The 14,949-nt window shown below is 47.3% G+C and carries 14 protein-coding genes, 2 tRNA genes and 1 other RNA gene; 10 read left to right on the forward strand and 7 right to left on the reverse strand.

Going from position 1 to position 14,949, the window contains the following annotated elements; genetic code table 11:
• Positions 1-21: 21 nt before the first annotated feature.
• A complete protein-coding gene (locus FTT68_RS00845) occupies positions 22-1,920 on the reverse strand; it encodes a DNA primase (RefSeq protein WP_104488032.1) in 1,899 nt (632 codons plus the stop codon).
• A 460-nt stretch (positions 1,921-2,380) separates the two neighbouring features.
• Positions 2,381-3,364 carry an outer membrane protein assembly factor BamD gene (locus FTT68_RS00850; RefSeq protein ID WP_005176190.1) on the reverse strand — a complete coding sequence of 328 codons (984 nt, stop codon included), beginning with the start codon at positions 3,362-3,364 and terminating at the stop codon, positions 2,381-2,383.
• Positions 3,365-3,435: 71 nt separating this feature from the next.
• Between FTT68_RS00850 and rluD the strand changes: the two genes are divergently transcribed.
• The 3 genes from rluD (at position 3,436) to FTT68_RS00865 (ending at position 5,899) form a co-directional block, all read left to right on the forward strand.
• Complete coding sequence (gene rluD / locus FTT68_RS00855; RefSeq protein WP_180061306.1) at positions 3,436-4,488, forward strand: 23S rRNA pseudouridine(1911/1915/1917) synthase RluD; 1,053 nt, start codon at positions 3,436-3,438, stop codon at positions 4,486-4,488.
• Positions 4,489-4,552: 64 nt separating this feature from the next.
• Positions 4,553-5,302, forward strand: coding sequence for a peptidoglycan editing factor PgeF (pgeF, locus tag FTT68_RS00860; protein ID WP_005176194.1), 750 nt, complete (start codon positions 4,553-4,555; stop codon positions 5,300-5,302).
• Positions 5,303-5,335: 33 nt separating this feature from the next.
• A complete protein-coding gene (locus tag FTT68_RS00865; protein WP_104500249.1) occupies positions 5,336-5,899 on the forward strand; it encodes a flavodoxin family protein in 564 nt (187 codons plus the stop codon).
• 80 nt (positions 5,900-5,979) lie between these two features.
• Here FTT68_RS00865 and smpB read toward each other — a convergent pair whose 3' ends face one another.
• Positions 5,980-6,456: an SsrA-binding protein SmpB gene (gene smpB / locus FTT68_RS00870; protein WP_005176206.1), complete on the reverse strand. Its 477-nt coding sequence runs from the start codon at positions 6,454-6,456 to the stop codon at positions 5,980-5,982.
• A gap of 181 nt (positions 6,457-6,637) precedes the next feature.
• Between smpB and coaD the strand changes: the two genes are divergently transcribed.
• From coaD to FTT68_RS00890, 4 genes are all read left to right on the forward strand, one after another.
• The gene (gene coaD / locus FTT68_RS00875; RefSeq protein ID WP_005176208.1) at positions 6,638-7,129 is read left to right on the forward strand and encodes a pantetheine-phosphate adenylyltransferase; all 492 of its coding nucleotides are present in this window, start codon (positions 6,638-6,640) and stop codon (positions 7,127-7,129) included.
• 1 nt (position 7,130) lies between these two features.
• The gene (locus FTT68_RS00880; RefSeq protein ID WP_034597403.1) at positions 7,131-7,394 is read left to right on the forward strand and encodes a YfhL family 4Fe-4S dicluster ferredoxin; all 264 of its coding nucleotides are present in this window, start codon (positions 7,131-7,133) and stop codon (positions 7,392-7,394) included.
• A 27-nt stretch (positions 7,395-7,421) separates the two neighbouring features.
• Positions 7,422-7,800, forward strand: an RNA gene (gene rnpB, locus FTT68_RS00885) — RNase P RNA component class A.
• Positions 7,801-7,873: 73 nt separating this feature from the next.
• A tRNA-Met gene (locus tag FTT68_RS00890) sits at positions 7,874-7,950 on the forward strand.
• A gap of 40 nt (positions 7,951-7,990) precedes the next feature.
• Here the strand turns inward: FTT68_RS00890 and FTT68_RS00895 are convergent.
• Positions 7,991-8,404: a hypothetical protein gene (locus FTT68_RS00895; RefSeq protein ID WP_225876425.1), complete on the reverse strand. Its 414-nt coding sequence runs from the start codon at positions 8,402-8,404 to the stop codon at positions 7,991-7,993.
• Between the two features lie 186 nt (positions 8,405-8,590).
• On the opposite strand from FTT68_RS00895, the gene FTT68_RS00900 reads away from it, so the two are divergent.
• Positions 8,591-8,667: transfer RNA gene (locus FTT68_RS00900), tRNA-Met, on the forward strand.
• Positions 8,668-8,783: 116 nt separating this feature from the next.
• Here the strand turns inward: FTT68_RS00900 and FTT68_RS00905 are convergent.
• The 3 genes from FTT68_RS00905 to FTT68_RS00915 all read right to left on the reverse strand — a co-directional run bounded on the left by FTT68_RS00905 (position 8,784) and on the right by FTT68_RS00915 (position 11,810).
• Positions 8,784-9,056: a hypothetical protein gene (locus FTT68_RS00905; RefSeq protein WP_180056912.1), complete on the reverse strand. Its 273-nt coding sequence runs from the start codon at positions 9,054-9,056 to the stop codon at positions 8,784-8,786.
• 253 nt (positions 9,057-9,309) lie between these two features.
• Positions 9,310-10,935, reverse strand: a complete 1,626-nt coding sequence (locus tag FTT68_RS00910) for an NAD+ synthase (RefSeq protein ID WP_180056911.1) — start codon at positions 10,933-10,935, stop codon at positions 9,310-9,312.
• A 374-nt stretch (positions 10,936-11,309) separates the two neighbouring features.
• Positions 11,310-11,810 carry a hypothetical protein gene (locus tag FTT68_RS00915; RefSeq protein WP_016659914.1) on the reverse strand — a complete coding sequence of 167 codons (501 nt, stop codon included), beginning with the start codon at positions 11,808-11,810 and terminating at the stop codon, positions 11,310-11,312.
• 154 nt (positions 11,811-11,964) lie between these two features.
• Here FTT68_RS00915 and FTT68_RS00920 point away from each other — a divergent pair, with 154 nt between their 5' ends.
• Both FTT68_RS00920 and FTT68_RS00925 read left to right on the forward strand, forming a co-directional pair.
• Entirely contained in the window at positions 11,965-13,467 is a 1,503-nt protein-coding gene (locus FTT68_RS00920; protein ID WP_180056910.1) for an AAA family ATPase, read from the forward strand.
• Complete coding sequence (locus FTT68_RS00925; RefSeq protein WP_005176227.1) at positions 13,455-14,918, forward strand: VWA domain-containing protein; 1,464 nt, start codon at positions 13,455-13,457, stop codon at positions 14,916-14,918. Before FTT68_RS00920 ends, FTT68_RS00925 begins: the two co-directional genes overlap by 13 nt.
• Positions 14,919-14,949: the final 31 nt, after the last annotated feature.

The following is a 14,949-nucleotide window of genomic DNA, read 5'->3' on the forward strand; positions in this document are numbered from 1 at the left end:
TCAGCATTGTTTTAATGCCGCTTATTCTTCCAGTAAGGTCAGAGAACGTTTTTTATCAATCTGATAAATCTGATGTTTCAGATTACGCATTTCTTCAATACTGCTAAATTTCTTCGAGCGGATTTTTTGCTGCAAGAAGTGGTATTGCAGTTTAATGGAAAAATCTTCGGCCAGCTTGTCAGCTTTCTCTGGCGAAGTGGTGTAATCGCCGACATTGGCTTGCTGTAAAATGCGCTGTAATTCGTAGTGATAAGCCGCACAGGCGCCTAGCACATAGTATTTGGCCAGTTCTGGATCATCCGGTAATTCATCAAAAATTCCGTTAAAGATTTGCAGGATTTTGGCCAGTAACTGATCGGCCGGAATCAGTGCGCGTAACGGTTCAAAATGAATATATAAATACGGATGGTTGATCAGAATCGCCACCACATATTCTTCGGCATCAACCTTGGTGCTAAAGCTGAGTGAGGCATCATTATTGGTATGTGGCTGCCATTTGCGGTTAAAGCCGAGTTTTTCCCGGAAAAACTGTTGCAGCAGATAACGGTAAGAGCCGGTTTTCGGTAACAGTTCAGTCAGCTGTTTTAACTCGCCCATCACCTGACTTTTGCCTTCGGGCTTGCTGATATCATGGTTTTGACTTAAATGCGCAAACACAAAATCAGACAGTAGCGGCGCCTGATCGAGCAGGCGGCGGAAATTTTCAATACCTTCACGGCGGATCAGCGAGTCTGGGTCATGATCATCCGGCAGCACAAAAAACTTCAGTTCACGGCCATCATTCAGCAGGGGCAGGGCAATTTCCAGCGTACGTCGTGCTGCTTTCTGACCTGCGGCATCACCATCAAAGGCAATGGTAATGCGTGAGTTCTGCTTAAACAGAATATTCAGGTGTTCGGTATTACTGGCAGTCCCCAGCGTTGCCACGGCGCCATAAATGCCATATTGCTGCAGCGCAATCACATCCATATAGCCTTCCACCATCAGCCAGTCCTGGGCTTTCTGCTTGCGGCCTTCGTATAGGCCATACAGCAGCTGGTTTTTGTGGAAGACTTCCGAATCGGGCGAGTTGATATATTTCGGCTTGATTTCATCATTGAGCGCACGGCCACCAAAACCGACCACACGCCCTTTGTGATCGCGGATCGGGAAAATCACCCGGTCACGTAGCAGGTCAAAATCACGGCCGGAATCGCTGGTACGAATTAGCCCCAGCAGTTTTAAACCTTCAATATCTTGTGGAAAGGCTTTTTCCAGATGCTGCCAGTCTTCCGGTGCATAGCCCAAACGCCAGAACTGGATGGTCTGTGCGCTTAAACCGCGCTGGCGAAAATATTGCTGTGCCGACTGGCTGTGCGGTAACTGCTGTTCATAAAACTGCGCCACATTTTCCAGCAGATCAAACAGGTTGCCTTCCTGGATCGGCTCCTGATCAAAATCCGGATATTGTTCAAAACCGGCAAAGGGATCATCTGCTGGCTGGAACTGCTCAAAAGGATCAAAATGTGCAGCAGGGACTTGATCAGTTTCGGTCGGTGTGGGTGTTGCTGGCGCGGGTGCAGTTTTGGCCGGTGGCGCCGGTTTTTTGGCCTCGCGTTTATAGACCAGTTTTTTGCTGTCCTGATTGTCTTTTGGCAGCTCGATACCGGTCTGACTGGCCAGATCTTTCATGACATCGACAAAGTTACGGCTGTCGATATCCATTAAAAAGCGAATTGCATTGCCGTTGGCCTGACAGCCAAAGCAGTGATAATACTGTTTGTCGCGATAAACGTGGAAAGACGGGGTTTTTTCCTGATGAAATGGACAACAGCCCGAATAGGTCCGCCCGGTTTTTTTCAGTTTCACGCGCTGACCAATCAGATCGACAATGTCGGTCCGATCCAGAATCTGATCAATCGTGTGTTGAGGAATAGCCATACTGTTTTTATCGGGTCGGTTAAGCGGTAGGTCGAACAGATCGACAGGGTATAGAGATTACAGTGTATTGTTTCCTTTCTATCCGGTTTTGCGTGTTCAGGCAAGTGGCCAAGATAAAAGGGCAAGTATAGTAACGTATGCTTTATATTTTGCAAAATTGAAAAACAGGTTAAAAGCTCTATCCTTACTCGCTATTTTTCAAAGCTGTACTTATGTTAGGACAATAAAAGGAAGAAAAAAATTTTATTTTAAGTGTGTTGGGCCTCTATTTTCATTCGGCCTGTTAAGGGCTTTGTATGGAGAATTTCCTACTTTGGAAAGACCCAAAGTAGGCAAAAGTCTTTGTTCCCCATACACAACATCCTTGTTGTGATGGGGAACGTGTGGCATCCCTGCCACATCCGCGTATCCAATGGAATGTTTAAATCAAATTTAAGACAGTCATGGATGTTAATTATGTTTACTCGGCCGCTTCACTGTTTTCCTGTTTTTCAGGACGGTCCAGCAAACCAAAACTTAAACGGTTGGTCCAGCTACGTGGTTCTTCCTGCTGGTTGGCCAGTTTTTGCTGCTGTTCGGTGGTGGCCTGTGCTTCACGACCAAAAATACCCAAAGTCGCACGGTTTAGCCAGCTACCTTCATTCCGTGCAGCACGCAGGTTTACAGAGCCATCGGCTTTAACCAGATTTGGATAGTTCAGTTTTAACAGGTCAATATACTGTTGTGCAGTGGCACGGTCACCCAGTTGGGTATAACCATAGGCTGCGGTGGCAATTGCTTCCGGAATCTGTGGGGTTTGCGGATAATGTTCGATTACCCAGAGTGAACGTTCCACCGCGGCGACCCAGGCCTTACGTTTAATATTAAAACGTGCCGCATTCATTTCCGCTTCTGCCAGCTCTTGCCCGATAAACTGCATACGTTGTGCAGCATCCACAGCATAGGTGCTTGATGGATAACGGCGAATGAAATCGACAAAGTTCTGATAAGCCACTTTTAAATAGCTGACATCACGATGCGCCTGTTTTAACGAGGTATAACGGATTAAACCATCATAGTTCTGTTCCATATTGGCCACGCCGCGCACATAGTAGGCATAGTCAGCATTTGGATGCTGCGGGTTCATCCGGATAAAACGGTCGGCCAGTGCGACTGCACCTTCATAATCTTTTTGCTGGAATTTTGCATACAGCAGCTCAAGTTGTGCCTGCTGGGCATATTCACCGGTAGGATAATAGGTTTCTAATGCTTCAAGATGCTGGATAGCATCGGTATATTGCCCGCGTTCCAGTGCTCGTTCTGCTTTTTGAATATAAACTTGTTCGCTAGATTGCGGACCTGTATCGACCACTTCTTTTTTTGGATTACTGCTACAGCCCACGATTGCAGATGCAACGCCAAGTGAAAGAGCTAGCATGGTAATTTTATAACGTGGTAGCGACATAAAAATTCCTCTGTTATTACGGGCAATGAGCTACAATTGCGCTATTAAACCACTTTTGTCTGAATGATCAAATGTCTCAAGCACAATCTTCCAATTCCAACATCCCTGAAACTGACTTCAATTTACTTGATGATTCTGAGGATGCAGATAATCATACTTCAGACCCAACTGCAACACGTTTATCGTTGCAATTTCAACTGGATGAAAGCTATCTGGGGCAACGTATCGATCAGGTTGCAGCCCTCATCTGGAGTGATTTTTCACGTGAAAAACTGAAGCAGTGGCTAAAAGATGGTCATTTGTTGGTGAATGGTAACACTGTCAAACCAAAGTACAAGTGCGAAGGCAATGAACTGTTAAGTTTAAATGTTGAACTTGAAGCACAGACCAACAGTCAGCCTGAAAACATCCCTTTAGATATTGCCTATGAAGATGATGATATTTTAGTGATTAATAAACCGGTTGGCATGGTGGTGCATCCTGGTGCGGGCAATATTACCGGCACACTGGTCAATGCCTTGCTGTTCCATTATCCAAAATCGGCAGAATTGTCACGTGCCGGGCTGGTACATCGTATTGATAAAGACACCAGCGGTTTGCTGGTGGTGGCGAAAAATCTTGAGGCACAGTTTGACCTGAGCAAGCAGCTGGCCAACAAGTCGGTGTACCGGATTTATGACGTGGTGGTATATGGCAATATCATTGCCGGCGGCACCATTGATGAACCGATCAAGCGCCATCCGGTCGACCGTGTCAAAATGACAGTGCTTCCGGGCGGCAAAGACGCCGTGACCCACTATAACGTGAAAGAGCGTTTCCAGCATTTCACCCGGGTTCAGGCGCGTCTGGAAACCGGCCGTACCCATCAGATTCGGGTTCATTTTAGCTATATCGGTCATGGTCTGATTGGCGATCCGGTGTATATGCCACGTGTGCGTGTGCCGGCTGGAGCCTCCGAGCTGCTCAATGAAACCTTGCGCGGTTTTAAACGTCAGGCACTGCACGCGGCCAAACTGGGGCTGGTGCATCCACGTACCAAACAGGACATGATGTTTGAAGCGCCGTGGCCGGAAGATTTCAGCCAGCTGGTGGATGTGTTGCGTAGCGAAAACGCTGCCTATTAAACCGTTCTGCAGCGTTGAGAAAGTATGATCTCAACGCCGCTTTTAAGTGAACACAGGAGCTGAGATGCAATTTATTCAGGGATTACCGGCACAGGTTTATGTGGCGCAAACGCGGATTCAGCATCAGCAGGCCTTGCCAGCGCAAGTACCGGAACTGGCCGGTTTTAACCTAGCCTTGCATGTACAGGATGCAGCGGAACGGGTGCAGCAGCATCGTATGCTGTTACTGGAACAGCTGGCCGAATACGGTGTTAATACAATCAGCTGGATGAACCAGACCCACAGCACCTTGTGTCATGTGATAAATGATGAGCTGCATTTTAATGCACCGGAAGGCGATGGACTGGTCACGCAGCGCAAAGGCCATGCCTTAATGATGATGACCGCCGACTGCCTGCCCATTGTGCTGGGCAATCAGGATGGCACTGAAGTGGCCAATTTACATGCCGGCTGGAAAGGTCTGGCACAGGGTATTGTTGAAAATACCATTGCCGCCATGCAGCACCCACCGACCTGGGCCTGGTTAGGCGCGGCCATTAGCCAGCCGTGTTTTGAGGTAGGGGCCGAAGTAAAGCAGGTATTTTGTGAGAAATATCCCGCATTAAGCAGCGCCTTTCAGGCAGGGAAACAGGCCGGAAAATTCTATGCCGATTTATATGCGATTGCCCGCTATATCCTGACCGAGCAGGGGGTAACCACCATTTTAGGTGGTGATCAGTGTACCTATCGGCAGGCCGAGGAGTATTATTCTTATCGTCGTCAGGCCAAAACCGGACGCATGGCAACATTCGTTTTTATCGCTGATCAATGCTAAACTTGACTGAATTATTGGGTTTTTAAAGTTTCCATGTCTGTTACTGATCAAACATCTGTGTCGCAAGTAAAAGTCTGTGTTGTGTATCATAGTCCCTATGGCCATACCGCTAAGGTGGCACAGCATATTGTGCAGGGCGCCGAAAAAGCCGGAGCTGAAGTACATTTAATGGCAGTGAGCGAGGTCGATTGGGATGTGCTGGATCAGAGCGATATTCTGGTCATGGGCTGTCCAACCTATATGGGCAGTCTGACTTCGGCACTGAAACAGTTTATGGAACAATCTTCAAAACGCTGGCTGGCGCGAAGCTGGCAGGGCAAAATTGCTGCTGGCTTTACCAATGGCGGCGGTTTAAGCGGTGACAAGCTGGCGGTGTTACAGCAGATCAATTTATTTGCCATGCAGCATGGCATGTTATGGTCGGGCTTGCCGTTTATGCCAACAGGCCGTAGTCCGCATGATATTAACCGGATGTCGAGCTTTCTGGGCTTAATGACCCAGTCTGACAATGCCAGCGTTGACGTTACCCCGCCAGAAGGTGACCTGGAAACAGCGGTGAAGTTTGGCGCTTATCTGGTGGGCTTAAAACAGAAATAAGTTTGCTTTCCAATGATGCAATAAAAAATGCCTCCCATGTTGGAGGCATTTTTACATCAAGTACTTGTGTTCAAACGTGCTTATTTATGCATTAAACGGGCTTTATCACGCTGCCAGTCACGGTCTTTTTCAGTGGCACGTTTATCATGCAGCTGTTTCCCTTTCACCAGGGCAATTTCCAGTTTGGCCAGCGGACCTTTCCAGTAACAGACCAGCGGCACACAGGAATAACCTTTCTGGTTCACCGCACCGAGCAGTTTGGCAATTTCTTTGCGGTTCAGTAACAGCTTGCGGGTACGGGTCGCTTCAGGCACCACATGGGTCGAAGCCGACAGTAAAGGTTGAATTTGGGCGCCAAATAAGAAGGCTTCACCATTTTTAAAGGTGATATAGCTTTCGGTCAGGCTCATACGACCGGCACGCAAAGACTTGACTTCCCAGCCTTGCAGGGACAGTCCGGCTTCAAATTTTTCTTCAATAAAATAATCGTGGCGTGCACGTTTGTTCTGTGCAATCGTGCCACTGGTATTTTTTTTAACTACAGTTGCTTTCGCCATAATGAGTCACTTCCAACGTTAGGCCTATTGTGCCCCAAACACAGGCATGCTGACAATTCCAAAATCAGCGCTGAATTACAGCACTATCGCAGGATTTTTGTGAAATTGGCCGAGTTTATTCACCAATAAATCAAGTTTTTGCTAAAATATGGCTCTACAAAACCAACTAGAGTAAAAATGGATGTCTAAAACTCGCGTGATTTATCCGGGGACCTTTGATCCAATCACCAATGGTCATATCGATTTAGTAACACGGGCGGCCAGAATGTTTGATGAAGTGGTGGTCGCAATTGCCATTGGTCATCATAAAAATCCGGTGTTTACTCTAGATGAGCGGGTAGAACTGGCCAAAACCTCACTCAGCCATTTACCCAATGTGGAATTTGTCGGCTTTGATGGCCTGCTGGTGAATTTCTTCCGCGAACAGCAGGCCACGGCGGTACTGCGTGGTTTACGTGCAGTGTCTGACTTTGAATACGAGTTTCAGCTGGCCAATATGAACCGTCAGCTGGATACCAATTTTGAAGCGGTATTTTTAACGCCGTCAGAGCAATATTCGTTTATTTCATCTACGCTGGTGCGTGAAATTGCGCGTTTAAAAGGAGATGTGACCAAGTTTGTACCGCAAACCGTGGTCGAAGCCTTTGAACGCAAACATCAACAAGGTTGGTAGCGTGTCTTTATATATTACCGATGAATGCATTAACTGCGATGTCTGTGAACCTGTGTGCCCGAATGAGGCTATTTTCATGGGCGAGCTGATTTATGAAATCAACCCGGCGCTGTGTACCGAATGTGTCGGGCATCATGATAAACCGCAGTGTCAGTTATTCTGTCCGGTGGACTGTATTCCGCATGATCCCCATCATGTCGAAACCCAGGAACAATTGCTGGAAAAGTATCAAAAACTGATTGATCAAAAAAGCACGAGCAATTAGTGCATTTATTTGTTAAGATGCGCCCTCGAAGTGAACCAGACGATCGCTGCTGTGGAGGTCTCCGTGACTAAAGCAGGGGAGGAAAGTCCGGGCTTCATAGGGCAGGGTGCCAGGTAACGCCTGGGCGGCGTGAGCCGACGGAAAGTGCAGCAGAGAGTAGACCGCCTTCATTCAGGTTTCTTTTTCGGAAGAAATCGAAGGTAAGGGTGAAAGGGTGCGGTAAGAGCGCACCGCATGACTGGTAACAGTTCATGGCATGGTAAACCCCACCAGAAGCAAGACCAAATAGGAATCCTGAGGTACGGCCCGTACTGGATTCGGGTAGGTCGCTTGAGCGTATGAGTGATTGTACGCCTAGAGGAATGATCGTTCTCGACAGAACCCGGCTTATCGGTTCACTTCACCAAATTTTGTACAATTAGCCTGTAGAAGGGCTTGACGTTATAAACATTACAGCAGATAATGCGCGCACAGTTTACGGCTATGTAGCTCAGTTGGTTAGAGCACCGCACTCATAATGCGGGGGTCACAAGTTCAAGTCTCGTCATAGCCACCATTTTTAAAGATCACATCCTTATGTGATCTTTTTTTTGTCTTTAAAATCTGTGCTCGCAGTTGAGCTGCTGCACATCCAGCTTCAGCGTCTGCTGTAGCTGTTGAATCTGTTGCCAGCGTTGCTGCTGGTCGGCATAGACAAAAATTTTCTCATCGACCTGATCCAGTTTGGACACGGTAATTTTTTGTGCAGCACAATAACGGCCTTCATAGCGTTCCTGTGCAAGCGCCTGTTGTGCTTCAGGACTTAGGCGATCTGCGGTTAAAATCTTCTGCTGGCCTTTGGCATACTCGACCAGAATGCGTTTTTGCGGAATGGTGAACCAGAGATGACCATTAATAAATTCTGCGACATCGCGGCGTACCCCGTTATAGTCCACCATGAGTGGGGCAACCAGCTGACAGCCCGATAATGTCGCAACTAGCAGACTACTGATCCATATTTTTAACTGCATTGTGTTCAAATGATTGATCCTGGAAAGTTTCATCATAGTCAGCGAAAGGGTTTGACCCAAGTAAAAAATTGCAAATCCGGTTAAAAATTAATAAAAACGTCATGTTTTGCTTAAACAGTGTTCATTTGAGTAGATAAATATCTTGACGATAAAGTCCGAACTTTAGATAATGCGCACACAGTTTACGGCTATGTAGCTCAGTTGGTTAGAGCACCGCACTCATAATGCGGGGGTCACAGGTTCAAGTCCCGTCATAGCCACCATTTTAAAAGACCAAGCTCTCAGCTTGGTCTCTTTTTTTGTCTGTTCAAAAAGTCCAAAAAAATGTTGTGCAAACTCTCCGCGCAATTTAGATACCAGCGATGAATAAAATGCTGGCTTAGGAATTCAGCTGTTGCTGTACCCAGCTTAAGAATTCCTGTTTATGCGCAAGGGCCGGCGCTTTAGAACCATCAATCACTTTAGGCTTGCCATTAAATATACCTTTAAACAGATAAGACTGCCCAGCTTCAAACTCGATACTGCCTGTATCATGGATTTCGGCGAAAAACGCGTTCAGGTGCTCATACTGGCTATAGCGATGAAAATGCGGACGTTCAGTTAAATAATGATAAATCTGTTCTAAAGTCTGCAGGGTATTTCTTAGTGTCATATGAAATCCATTGCATCCAATTTTAGCTCATGCATATCTTGAACATAGGGTTAAACATAGACCGTTGTCTATCTGTTTTTAGTCAACCTAGACGATTCATTGATATTGGTTTTTTTGAATGACGTAGAACTCAAAAATATAGGATCGGTTTAGATGGCAGGGGAAGATGCGTATTCTAAGTAGCCTCATTCCAGCAGACAATAAAAAACCCCAAGACTGGCTTGAGGTTTTTAGGATGGATCAGATCAGGGGCTTATAGGCCCGGTTTCCAGCCATTGACTAATGGATAACGGCGTTCACGGCTAAAAGAACGTGATGTAATGCGTGGACCAATTGCGCCCTGACGGCGTTTGTATTCATTGCGGTCAACCAGACGCACCACTTTTTCAACCACAGCCTGATCAAAGCCTTTGGCAATAATATCGTCCTGGCTCAGGTCTTCTTCAATATAGGCATACAGGATCGCATCTAGCACATCATACGGTGGCAAAGAGTCCTGATCTTTCTGGTCCGGGCTCAGTTCAGCTGATGGCGGACGGCTAATTACACGCTCCGGAATCACCGGCTGTTCGCTTATACTGTTCCGGTATTTGGCCAGTTCAAACACGATGGTTTTGTAGACATCTTTGAGAACTGCATAACCACCAACCATATCGCCATACAGGGTGCAGTAACCGACTGACAGTTCAGATTTGTTACCAGTCGACAGGACCAGGTTGCCAAATCTATTGGATAAGCCCATTAGCAACGTACCGCGGGCACGGGCCTGCAGGTTTTCTTCGGTGGTATCAACCGGGCTATTGCCAAAGAATGGATACAGGGTTTGCATAAAGCTGTTCACAATCGAGTGAATTTCGGCAATGCCAAAGGTCACACCCATGGTTTTGGCTTGCTGTGCAGCATCTTCTACACTAATTTGCGCGGTATAGGTATACGGCATCATCACCGCTTGTACTTTGTCTGCACCCAGGGCATCAACCGCAATGGCCAAGGTTAGTGCAGAGTCAATCCCGCCAGATAAACCCAGAATCACGCCTGGGAAACCTGAACGTTGTACATAGTCACGTGTTGCCAGCACCAGACCCTGATAAATTTCAGCCATGGTGTCGAGGGCTGCCGCCTGTTCGCCCGTTTTATAGCGCTGCTGTTCGGCTTCATACTCCACCACAAACAGGCGTTCCTGATAGGTTGGCGCACGTAAAGCAAGTTCACCGTCTTTGCTGATCAGGAAGCTGGTGCCATCAAAGATCAGATCATCCTGACCACCAACCTGATTGACATAGGCCAGGTTCAGATTCAGCTGTTTGGCCAGCGCAGTCATGGTATCAATACGGTGCTGTGGTTTACCAACTTCGTATGGCGATGAATTCAGCACCAGCACGGTTTCTACATTCAGCTGGGCCAGTTGCTGTACAGTGGCTAAAGACCAGACATCTTCACAAATCAGTACGCCAAATTTATGCCCCAAGTATTCAAAGACCAGATGTTGATGACCTTCGTTAAAATAACGTTTTTCATCAAACACGCCGTAGTTCGGTAAATTCTGCTTGTTATAAATACCCAGAATCTGGCCATCTTTCATTACCGCAGCCGAGTTATAACGCTGGCCATCTTCAGTTTCATTGACAAAACCAAATACCACAACGATGTCTTTAATCTGGCTGAGCTGTTCAAACGCTTTTTGCGTGCGTTTTTTGAGGCTTGGGCGTAACAGCAAATCTTCTGCTGGATAACCAATCAGAGAAAGCTCTGGGAAAATGATCAGGTCAGCCTGTTGTTTTTTCGCTTCATTTGCTTGTTCAAGCATTTTTTGCGCATTTGCTTCGAGATTGCCAATGTATGGAGAGAACTGTGCAAGGGCAATTTTAAAAGATTTCATTAATTTACGTCCTATTCCTATAGGGTTTTGAATACACGGGCTGCCGCTTGTAATTATGGTGATCGGGCAGCGGTGCATTCTGATACTAAAAAGTACTGCCGACTGGCTCAAGTATAAAAAGTAATACGCATACGACTTGATAAAATCTTATTTTGCAATGCAAAAAATCAGACGGGTTTATTTTATCTTAAATTAATTCAGATGCTAGAGCATATTCAGGATAATTGCATAGTAGCGGCAATTCGCGCCGTGAGAGAAGGCGCATAATGCTTTATTTAGTAAGCTTGAGTAACAAAAGCATGGGTTCGGTGAATCGGGCCTGATGGCACAAAAAACCGGCATTTTTCAATATGCAAACGCTATTGCAGCGCAGTTTAAGCCGGTGGATGCAGAATAATATTGTCAATCTTGTTTAAAAAAATATCGCGGGCAATATCGCCTTGCTGTTCAATGTTGTAGGCAAAAAACGGTTTACCGGGAATCAGCTGGTAACGGTAGGGATTATACCGCCCGGCAGACAGATAAAAAGCGGTTTGCAGCAGCGCACCTTTCAGCAGCACATTAATCTGCTGCTGATGCTGGTAAATATGTGTCATTTCATGAATCAGCACCGCCTGAAAGGCAAGCGGTGCCTGGCTATAATCTTCCCGGTACAGCGGATCACGCACATGAATATAACCTTGCGGCGCCATCAGAATATGCGCCGGTTGCCAGGGCAAATAAGGATGATTCATGATGCTGACCCGGCTGTAATCAATCAGCTGCCCGAACACGCGCTGGCATAACGCAATTTCGCCCGGGGTTAAAGCCCGGCAGCGAAACTGCTCCAGTTTAAGCAGGCGTAGCAGTAGCGGTAACAGTTTCAGTAACAGCATGGTGAAAGATCAGGTCGGGCCATTCAATTTTCCCAGTTATAACAAAACTGGCAGGTAAATTTGTAGCAAAAATTTCATCTGCGGTGGCTTGCCGGTTTTTCTTCATTTCCGCAAACCGTTACAATGCAGTTTTTCGCGCACGTTCAGGTATTCGATGAAAGCACGTATTCATACACTTATTTCGCAAATGTCCCAGCAGATGTATGAACGTGAACAGGTGATCGCACAAACCTTGCTGGCCGCTGTGGCCGGCAGTCATACCTTTTTATACGGCTTGCCGGGCACGGCCAAAAGCCTGATTTCCAGACGGGTTGCAGCCGCTTTTGAGGTCGATGCCTATTTTGAATATTTGATGAACCGCTTTAGTACCCCGGAAGAAATTTTTGGCCCGGTGTCAATTAAAGCTCTAAAAGAAGATCACTATATCCGTAAAACCGAGCATTATCTGCCCTGTGCCGATTTTGCTTTTCTGGATGAAATCTGGAAGGCCAGCCCGGCCATTTTAAATACCTTGCTGACTTTGGTGAATGAAAAAGTCTTTAAAAATGGCGAGCAGCTGCAGCAGGTGCCCTTAAGTGTGCTGATTGGTGCATCCAATGAAATTCCTGAACCGAATCAGGGACTGGATGCGCTGTATGACCGTTTTATTTTGCGTCTGGTGGTCGAACCCATTCAGCAGGCCGGCAATTTTCATCAGCTGCTACAAGCCAAACCGGGCAGTGCTCATTTACAGCTTGATGAATCACTTAAAATTACCCAGGCCGAGCTGGCCGAATGGCGCGAACAGATTCATGAAATTGAGCTGCCGGCTTTGGTATTACAGGTGATTGATCTGATTCGCCAGTATTTACAGCAGCATGTCGATGGCTTGTCGGTCTATATTTCGGACCGGCGCTGGCAACGTGTAGCCTATCTGCTCAAAGCTGCGGCATTTTTAAATGGCCGGCCGCAGGTCTTGGTCAGTGATCTGTATCTTCTGAAATCCTGCCTGTGGAATCAGCTGGAAGATATTCGGGAGATGCACAAGCTGATTGATCAGGCCATTCTGGAGATTGGCTTGCATGCCGATTTGCAATTGGAGTCACTAATTCAGCGCAAAGACGAGCTGGAACAGCAGATGCTGAACGCTTTTTACTATACCGATGATGTCTATGAAAGCTATCTGATTCAGGACAAGGAGTACTTAAGAGCAGTGACTCACCTGGATCATCATTATCAGGATAAAGTGCTGTATCTGTTATTAAATAAAATGGACAGCAAACAGGATTTCTTTGCTGTGGATGCTTCCGGTGAGGAAATTCGCGGCATCGTGTGTAACTTTAATGGCGGCCGGCTCTGTACCTTAAAAGGCGGCTATTATGGGCTGGAAGAAGTGGTCACACCGTATATTAAATACCCGAAAGGCAGCGCACGCCGTGTCATTGATGAAAAGTTGGTGCAGCAGTTGCGGGGAGAGCTTGCCCAGCTACAAAATGCACTGAGCGAAGACTTAGCCCTGTTACAGCAGCGTTTTGATGCCCAGTCAGCACATTTTGCTTCAGTCTTTGTTGCCGCCGCCGACAGTGCCCAGTTACAACAGCATGTGCAGCAGCAGTTACAGCGCTATCAGCTGCAACTGCAAGACTGCGCGCGGCTGGAACAGCTATGTCAAGGCTAGACCTGCAGCAGCATCAGCGTCAGCATACAGCGTTAGAGCAGTTGACCGGACAGCTGTATCAGGAACTAGCCGACTCCTCCTTAAAACACTGGCTGGATGATCAGAAAGTCAGTCAGCATCTGGATGATAAAGTCCGGGCCTGGGCCTATCAGGCCAAATCCAGTCTCGATCAGCAGCATCCTTATAGGGAAGTGCAGCAGCAACTGGAACACTGGCTGGCGCAGCCCTCCATCAATAGCGCCGAGTTTCAGCAGATGCAGGTGCAATATCAGGATTTTCAGGCTCAGCTGGGGCTGCCTGATTTAAGCCCGTTTTGGACTCAAAGCGCTACTTTCTCTGCCGGACAGCGCGAGCTACAGGCACAGTTATTAACAGAAAAATGGCAACGTAAACTGACCGAAGCCATTGCTCATTGGGAATTTGAGCAGCTGGCCTTGCAGCGGGATGCTTTTCTGGATGAGATTCGCGATTTTCTCAGCCAGATGCAGCGACTGGCCAAATACAAAGATGCCACCGGCATCGAAACCGGTATTTTTATTGACTATTCCAGAGGCCAGTTACAACCACAGGATATCCAGCAGTTTGAGCAATGGGCCAGCTATTTGCAGGAGGATCGTGAGCTGCAAGCCTTGTGTCAGAAAATCGGTTCTGCCCAGCCTGCACATTATCCGCGCCAGGCCGTGCAGCAGCATCGGCCAGAGCAGGAGCTGGAATTGCTGGAGCAGCATTGGCACGAAGAAATTACCGGCATTCAGCTGGCGCAGGATTTGAATCTGGCGCTGCCGAGCGAGCTGGCCTTACTGGCCGATCCCGATCTGGCGCTTTTATTTGACCTGAAATATCTGGAATCCAACCTGATGAGCTTTAACCTGCAAGGTCAGCACAGCAGTCGGGTAATTCAGGATCAAACAGCACGGCACAAGCGTCTGGGGCAAAAAGGCCCGATGATTTTGTGTCTGGACACCAGCGGTTCCATGCACGGCCAGCCGGAGCTGATTGCCAAAGCCATGAGTCTGTATCTGGCAATTCAGGCCATGAAAGCCAAACGCCCGATGTATCTGATTAACTTCTCGACCCAGCTGACCAGCCTGAATTTACTCGAAGGCTATTCGCTGGATGATCTGATTCACTTTCTTAGCCAGTCTTTTCATGGCGGCACCGATGTTATTCCCGCCATCGAACATGCCCTGTCGATGCTGGCCCAGCCAAATTTTCACAATGCCGATGTGCTGGTGGTGTCCGATTTCATCATGGGGCAGTTACCGACAGAACTGATGGCCCAAGTCGAGCAGCAGAAACAGCAGGGCACCGGTTTTTATGCGGTAGCGATTGGTAACTTCCGTTTTGAACATCTGAATCAGGGCCTGTTCGATCATCAGTGGATTTATCAGTCCAAAGAACGCAAAGTGCGTTATCTGCCCAGTAACCGCAGTGACAGAGTGTCCAAATAGGCGCTGACCCCAATTGACAAGGAAATGAGCT

The sequence above is a fragment of the Acinetobacter sp. Q85-2 genome (assembly GCF_013420555.1).
Lineage (GTDB): Bacteria > Pseudomonadota > Gammaproteobacteria > Pseudomonadales > Moraxellaceae > Acinetobacter > Acinetobacter indicus.

Excerpts from the sequence above, each read along its gene's own strand:
- FTT68_RS00915 (WP_016659914.1), bottom strand. The coding sequence starts at position 11,810 with ATGCTGTTACTGAAACTGTTACCGCTACTGCTACGCCTGCTTAAACTG.
- FTT68_RS00845 (WP_104488032.1), bottom strand. The coding sequence starts at position 1,920 with ATGGCTATTCCTCAACACACGATTGATCAGATTCTGGATCGGACCGAC.
- FTT68_RS00925 (WP_005176227.1), top strand. The coding sequence starts at position 13,455 with ATGTCAAGGCTAGACCTGCAGCAGCATCAGCGTCAGCATACAGCGTTA.
- FTT68_RS00910 (WP_180056911.1), bottom strand. The coding sequence starts at position 10,935 with ATGAAATCTTTTAAAATTGCCCTTGCACAGTTCTCTCCATACATTGGC.
- smpB (WP_005176206.1), bottom strand. The coding sequence starts at position 6,456 with ATGGCGAAAGCAACTGTAGTTAAAAAAAATACCAGTGGCACGATTGCA.
- FTT68_RS00865 (WP_104500249.1), top strand. The coding sequence starts at position 5,336 with ATGTCTGTTACTGATCAAACATCTGTGTCGCAAGTAAAAGTCTGTGTT.
- FTT68_RS00895 (WP_225876425.1), bottom strand. The coding sequence starts at position 8,404 with ATGCAGTTAAAAATATGGATCAGTAGTCTGCTAGTTGCGACATTATCG.
- coaD (WP_005176208.1), top strand. The coding sequence starts at position 6,638 with ATGTCTAAAACTCGCGTGATTTATCCGGGGACCTTTGATCCAATCACC.
- FTT68_RS00920 (WP_180056910.1), top strand. The coding sequence starts at position 11,965 with ATGAAAGCACGTATTCATACACTTATTTCGCAAATGTCCCAGCAGATG.
- FTT68_RS00905 (WP_180056912.1), bottom strand. The coding sequence starts at position 9,056 with ATGACACTAAGAAATACCCTGCAGACTTTAGAACAGATTTATCATTAT.
- FTT68_RS00850 (WP_005176190.1), bottom strand. The coding sequence starts at position 3,364 with ATGTCGCTACCACGTTATAAAATTACCATGCTAGCTCTTTCACTTGGC.
- pgeF (WP_005176194.1), top strand. The coding sequence starts at position 4,553 with ATGCAATTTATTCAGGGATTACCGGCACAGGTTTATGTGGCGCAAACG.
- rluD (WP_180061306.1), top strand. The coding sequence starts at position 3,436 with ATGTCTCAAGCACAATCTTCCAATTCCAACATCCCTGAAACTGACTTC.